The organism is Microcystis sp. LEGE 08355 (assembly GCF_015207185.1).
GTDB classification, from domain to species: Bacteria; Cyanobacteriota; Cyanobacteriia; order Cyanobacteriales; family Microcystaceae; genus Microcystis; species Microcystis panniformis.
Genome location: NZ_JADEXI010000280.1, coordinates 1 through 5,997 on the forward strand (window position 1 = coordinate 1; position 5,997 = coordinate 5,997).

Annotated in this window: 4 protein-coding genes and 1 pseudogene; 2 read left to right on the plus strand and 3 right to left on the minus strand. The window is 43.6% G+C overall.

All coding sequences use genetic code 11. From position 1 onward, the window contains the following. The first annotated feature begins 76 nt into the window (after positions 1–76). Positions 77–2,287: an FUSC family protein gene (locus IQ242_RS14565; RefSeq protein ID WP_193960457.1), complete on the plus strand. Its 2,211-nt coding sequence runs from the start codon at positions 77–79 to the stop codon at positions 2,285–2,287. Positions 2,288–2,726: 439 nt separating this feature from the next. On the opposite strand, the pseudogene IQ242_RS14570 reads toward IQ242_RS14565, so the two are convergent. The 3 genes and pseudogenes from IQ242_RS14570 to IQ242_RS14580 all read right to left on the minus strand — a co-directional run. Next, positions 2,727–2,894, minus strand: a pseudogene (locus IQ242_RS14570) (clan AA aspartic protease); the annotation flags it as partial. Between the two features lie 8 nt (positions 2,895–2,902). After that, positions 2,903–3,178, minus strand: a complete 276-nt coding sequence (locus tag IQ242_RS14575) for a hypothetical protein (protein ID WP_002776327.1) — start codon at positions 3,176–3,178, stop codon at positions 2,903–2,905. A gap of 794 nt (positions 3,179–3,972) precedes the next feature. Continuing rightward, positions 3,973–5,478: a reverse transcriptase domain-containing protein gene (locus IQ242_RS14580; protein ID WP_193960458.1), complete on the minus strand. Its 1,506-nt coding sequence runs from the start codon at positions 5,476–5,478 to the stop codon at positions 3,973–3,975. Here IQ242_RS14580 and IQ242_RS14585 point away from each other — a divergent pair. Continuing rightward, positions 5,477–5,656: a hypothetical protein gene (locus IQ242_RS14585; protein WP_193960459.1), complete on the plus strand. Its 180-nt coding sequence runs from the start codon at positions 5,477–5,479 to the stop codon at positions 5,654–5,656. The two genes, IQ242_RS14580 and IQ242_RS14585, sit on opposite strands and share 2 nt — an antisense overlap. Positions 5,657–5,997 lie beyond the last annotated feature (341 nt).

Genomic DNA, 5,997 nt, shown 5'->3' on the forward strand with positions numbered 1-5,997 from the left:
CCCCACACCCTACCCCCACGCAAAACTTTTTCAGCAAACCCTACTTAGAGATACCTTGGACAGTAAAAACGGGCTAATGATCAGACAGGGATTGAAATTTTCCCTGGGTGCTGCTCTCTTAACGAGTTTCTTTTGGCACCGAGGAAATGTATTAGACAACTTTGTCTATCCCGTCTTTGGGTATGTATCTGTACTGATTGAGCCATCCATGGGAGGTGCGATCGCCGCAGGTTTGGGGCGTTTGGGGGGAAGTGCTTTGGGGGGAATCATTGCCGCTATCCTGGTGAACGCCTACGGAATCCAAGGCTCAAGTTTTTTTGTCATTCCCTCTCTCACCTACATTTTAGCCGCCCTGATCTGTGAACCTTACCGATGGCAAGCCGCTTATTCCCAAGCCACACTACTGGGCGCTTTAATTGCCATGAGAGTGGTAGGAACATCAGCACAACAAAATATCTGGCTCTATTTGCGATCGCGCCTGATCGATAACTGGATCGGAATCGCTGTGGGAATTGCTGTGGCCTTACTATTTTGGCCCCAGAATACTCGATCCGATCTCAACCGGAATTTGATGGGAATCCTTCAAGATATACCTCGCTTGTTCCAAAAAATCCTCGATCGCTACCTAAAAACTGAGGTCGACGAGCGGGATTATCCTCTTTCTATTGAGCAGAACGAGCTTAACCTACTCAATCAGATTAAAAAATCAACACAAACTAGCCTTTCAATGCTCACAAAAGCAACCCATGAATTCGGTAGTGAGATATTGGTGGCAGAAAATTGGAGTGAAATCTTGGCAATTCAGAACCAATTGACTCGACAATTAGCTGATCTGATGGCTTTTAAAGGCGAAAAGCATGAACAAAATTTAGTGCATCAGTTCAGGGATGAATTAAACCAATTGGCGACTCATCTTACTGACAGCTTTGATAGCTTGAGGGCTCTGAGTAACGCCAAAAAAATCTTAGCTACCCCTTACCTCAGAGAATTAGAAGAAGATTTAGCGAATATTGGGGGTAAACTTGATCATCTCCGAACAAGTGGAGAGATTGACCGGTATGATGTTCAAGAATCACTACAGTTTTATCAATTTATTCAACTTGTATCTCGATTTATCCAACAATGCGAGGGATTAGGAGGCAGGATAATCGATAAAACCAAAGTAACTGCAACTTTCAGGCGAAGACACCTGATTACCTTTCCCAAATGGGCCCCTATATCCCTAAAACGCCTGAGAGAAATTGTCAGTCTTGGCCTGGTTATTGGTTTGTTACTGGCTATTATTCGTCACATCGAGTTTCCCTATCCTTCTGCTTACGAAAAAGTGGCAGATATTGTGATAATAGGTGCAGTGGTCACTGTCATTCAACCGACAAGGGGGCGAGCGATCGCGATCGGTTGGGCGGCCACTGTTTCCTTGAGTTTGACAATTCTCTGTATTTACCTGTTGGTCAAGTCCTTTGGTTATAATCCTTTTAGTAGCAGTCTGGCTTATTTTTTCGCCTACTTCAGTTGTGCTTGGCTAGGGTTTACGCCGATCGCTCGCATCGGTGCGATTGTAGCAGCCGATGCCATCGGGAAGGATATTTTTCCTTTTTTCGAGCAAGGAATTTGGGCTGCACTGATTTCAGTTCCCGTAGGTGCGTTTCTGGGGGTGTTGCTGACCACTGTATTTATGACAAAATCGGCTACAAACCAACTGGAAACAGATTTTTCTGTGACTTTTAAGAAAATGGGACAGCTATATCAAAAACTGCTGTCAGGCTATTTTCAGGATGCGATACCACCGTCAGATATCGCCCAACTGAAGCAGGCCATCACAGTGGCGATCGCTCAACATCCAGCCTCGGTTAAGATTGCCAGTCTCGAACAAATTTCCACAGTTTTAGCAACCAAACACCAAAATTTTTGGAATTTCTCCATTGGCTACGAACAAAAACTCTGGGCTCAACTGGATGCTTTACAAGATGGGCTACAGCAACCGCTTCCTGAACCGATACGACAAAAGTTTTTACCTGAATTACAAGCGATCGCACAACAAACCGCGATCGCTTTTGATGAAATGGCTGAGGCGATCGCTGCCCAGGTCATTCTCAACCCACCAAGGTTAGGATTGCTCATCGAAGAAATTGAATCTCTTGAGAAGCAGTTACTGAGCTTGCGGGTTGAGAGTCGAAGTTATCCCTTAAATGAGCTAATCGCCTTTAGCTCGGCTTTTATGACGATGAAAGCCATTGCCAGCACCTTAAACCAAATGAGTCAAGACTTACCTGCCTACACCCAATAGGTATGGCTTGCTGAATAAATGTGAAATATAGACGAGGTAAGGGTTTTAGGGTTCTGTTTTGCTCTCACAGGTGCAAGATTTTGAGAGAATCGTCGTTCAAAACCTTGCGTCTTCATCGGCCCGTGTCCTGTAGGGGCGAAGCATTCGGGCAATAACCTATCGGTGAAACCGTAGATTTTCTATCCGAATGCTTCGCCCGTACTTTTTCAGCAGACCCTAGGTAATAGGCAAATATTATCAGCCTGAAGGCTCTCTGCTCTCAGGGCTGTATATTCAGTAGTGGATTGTTTCAGCTAATTTGGTGTATTAGAAAAATGCTAGAAATTGTATAATCTAAGACTTTAAGCCGAAATCTATTGCCCTATTTTAGCTGAAACAGTCCACTACAAGATCGGCGATCTGCTATGCAGTGCCTTCGGCATCGCACTTCTTAATGGGATCACAATGCTTTGATCTCAACGATGCCGCCCTCAACATTATCCACCTGCAATCGATAACCGTAGAGCATCGCCATTCCGAGCAACGGCTCTGTCTCTGATGCTGCGATATCAACCTCGCGATATTGCCCATCCCAAATGACTGTTGCAGTGTAAAAATCAAACAAGACTCCATGTATCATGAATTCTTCTTTAAGCTCCGCGAACCAAAGTGATACACGGCACGGTGTCCAATCCGAATTCCAAAAGGCTGGGCATCAGGGTTACGCTCAAATAGCCGATTGGTTGCAGCTACGACCGTTTCATCAACCTCAAAATCTCCGGTTTCGATGTCGATCGCGATAATTTTACCCTCATTACCCGCTTCGACTTGCTGCCGAATGCCAGACTCGTAGAGTTCTTTCCCCCGACGAGCCATCTCCTCTTTGCTGTAACGCCTTTGCCGAACTGTCATAGCCTTGCCCCATTGACTGCCTTCTCCATTTTAACCTGAACGATCTCGCTCTTTTGAATTGATAGGGTGTGTTTGGCAATCACTTAATCTTTGCGATCGATATGATGTAGCCTGTGTTATACCATTTTTCTAAAGTAATGGCAGAGATGGTTAATTCCCTCACCCCCAACCCTTCTCCCTTTTTGGGAGAAAGGAGTAGAATGTCTGCCACGAATAACTGGACTTCCCCCATACATAAATACTAAAAAATTAACAAAACCCTTACTGCAGGTCGCTTCTAAGAAAAAATTGAAAAGAGGCTACTGGGTACATTTTTTACTTAAAAATGGCTGTACCGTTGACTGTATCTGGAGTAGAGCGATTCCGTAGAGTTGGCTGTATAGTGATCGCTAACCTGATTTTAACAGATAGTGTCATTAATCTCTAGAGTAAGGGATTCCCTCTGTAGCCATGTTTTTGCTGGTTTTCTGCCCCGAAACAAGCTATAATAGTCTAAAGGTCAAATTTGAAAATTTTTGCCTCAAACCCTATCTGCGTAAGAACTTCAGGATTTTGTGTCCAGTAGTTCATTGGTATTGTGTTGCTTTAACTCAGGCTCTGTAAGACTTTTAGCCATAGCTAGTATGTTTATACGGGGGAAGTCCAGGAATAAAGAAAAATGGTATTAGCGTTAGCGTAACGCACGGATTTTGAACATTAGATAAGGTGGGTAGAGTCGATGGGAGGTATTATCCTCCGCACCTCTCTCTTAGAGCCGAGCGTGCGACTTTCACCGCACTCGGCTCCCGATAATCTTAGCTTTCACTTTTGCACCTGTGGATGTAATCGTGGCATGATTCGTGTACTGCCAAAAGATTATTGGCTCGACCATTAGCGTGATTTCTATCGATGTGGTGCAGATGTATTCTTTCCTCATCAATAAATTTCAAGCCACAATATCCACAGGTATGGTTCTGTCGGATTAAAGACCTAGAAGTTGCTCCATCGTAAAGTTTGGACTGTCTCTTAGACCAGTAAACTAAGTCACCGTTAAAAGGCGAATAATCTCCTCTAACGTTGATGTGCTTGTTTTCTGAATATGGCACAGGTGGAAACGCTTTTTTGACTAAATTTGCAGCCATCTGGCGGTTTACCTTTTTTTCTTTTAAGAACACTTTATATGTCCTATAATTAAGTTGCCATAATGATAATCTTGAGCCATTCAGTTGACAATAGCGGTGGTAGTTTCTCCATCCTCTGACTATTAGAGCTAATTTTTGGGCTTTAATCTTTGCCCCATAATTCGAGTGATTGATGATGGCTTTAACTTTCTGACGAAAGGCTTTAAAGTTTTCCTCTGAGGGATAACTTCTAAATTTTCCGTTGGCTTGCACAACAAAGTGCCATCCTAAAAAGTCAAATCCTTCTGTCGAGGCTACTAACCTTGTCTTCGATGGCTTAATGTTTAGACCTCTTGTAGCTAGAAAACTTGCGACTTTTTCAAGAATCTCTTCCGCTTTGTCTTGGGGTTTAAGAAGGAACACCAAATCGTCAGCATATCTGACTGAGTAGTGTATATTCTCTATTCCGTTGAGAGCGATGTTTGCTAGTAATGGACTCACTACACCTCCTTGGGGAGTTCCTTGTTCAGGAAATTCTGGGTTAACTCCTGCTTTTAGGCATCTCATCAATCCAGCTTTGATGCTTTGGGGAGCGATGATTAATTCCCTTAAGGTGTTGTGGTTGATTCTATCGAAGCATTTCTCGATGTCTAATTCTAGGATTCTTTTGTTTAATCCGTTGCTACTACTTCTTAAATTTAAGAAGAGTATTTTTTGACAATCGTGAGCGGAACGTCCGGGTCTAAAACCATAGCTCCTTTCGTGAAATGTTGCTTCGTGGGCAGGTTCTAGGGCATATTTGACAAGGCCTTGCCAAGCTCTATCTGAGATGGTAGGAATTTTGAGCATCCGTGTTGTTCCATCCTTTTTGGCTATGGGAATTTTTCTCAGTCCCTGATGTTGCCAATCCCAGACTTTGGCTTCTAGGACTGATTCTAATTCCCACCTTTCTCGGAATGAAAGTGATGCTTTCCCATCTATTCCTGCTGTCTTCTTACCAGCGTTTAGTTGAGTTACTTGACGAATTGCCAGTAATCTAGCACTTCGAGATTTTAAGATTAGCTTTTGAAGATTTTTGGCTTTTGCCTTGTCTCCTACTCGCATGGCTTTCCACAATCTACATTGTAGCCGGAATAGATTCCGTCGGAGTTTCTTCCACGGAATGTTGCTCCACAGTTCTCTAAAACTATTACTAATCATGAGTCTAACTGGTCTCTACTTGGTTTCTTGTGTTCTGATTACCTCGAAGCAATTACGCTTCGTCCTACCCGATGTTAGGGGTTACGTTGCTCGTCCAACCTACTTGAGTTTCGACTTTTCTCTTGACCTAATCATCGTTTTTCTTCGTTCCGACTGTTGGATTGTTTTGACAATTTAGGGTTGACCACTTCACCCACCTTCAACTCTAGGGATAGCAGATACCGTAACGAAAGCTCTGCGAGTTTAGAAGGTTGAGTCAACATTTTTAGCTCAGATTGTTGCTCTGAAGTTGGATGCTTTTTCTGGTTTTCCCTTATTGTCTCCCCATTAACGCTCCTTGCGCCTATCTGTTTTGGCTCTGATTGCGTCCTTGTTCCCCGCTTCAGCCTCTAGCCCACATTCCGCACCCTCAACTGTCACATAAGCTGTCCCCCTCCAGAGACTTGAGTAAAAATACTTATCTGGTGAAGATTTTCTCGGTGGCCGCTAGGGGGATATTGAGACCCCTAATTATGAAAA